Genomic DNA, 439 nt, shown 5'->3' on the forward strand with positions numbered 1-439 from the left:
CGCGCGGCCGCGCGGCGGCAACGCCCCGAAGCGAGGCGGGGGCCCCCGCCCCCCGGCGCCGCCGCGCCCGCGCGGGCCACCCCGGCCGAGGCGGGGGCGACCGGGCCCGGCGCCGAAGCCCTGCAGGCGGCGGCCCTCGTTGCCCCGGCGGTCGCCGCCGCCACCCCCGCCGCCGGCGGCAAGCTGCGGCGCCCCGGGGCGCAGGAGCGCGCCGCCACCGTCCATCGCGGCGGCCCCACCATCGAGGACGTGGTGCGCGAGGAGATCCGGCCGCTGCTGAAGGACTGGCTCGACCAGCATCTGCCGCCGCTGGTCGAGCGCCTGGTGCGCGCCGAGATCGAGCGGGTGGTCGGGCGGGCGCGTTAGCGCCCGCCCCCCGCGGCGCGCCCCCCCCCCCCCCCCCCCCCGCCCCGCGCACCCCCAGGCGGCCGCCCCCCCC

1 protein-coding gene is annotated in these 439 nt (G+C 85.2%); it reads left to right on the top strand.

What is annotated here, in order from left to right; all coding sequences use genetic code 11:
• The coding region (locus AC1MIR_RS03820; RefSeq protein WP_480026853.1) for a DUF2497 domain-containing protein at positions 1-366 on the top strand (366 nt) is incomplete at its 5' end.
• Positions 367-439 lie beyond the last annotated feature (73 nt).

Source organism: Falsiroseomonas sp. RANM36 (assembly GCF_056682175.1).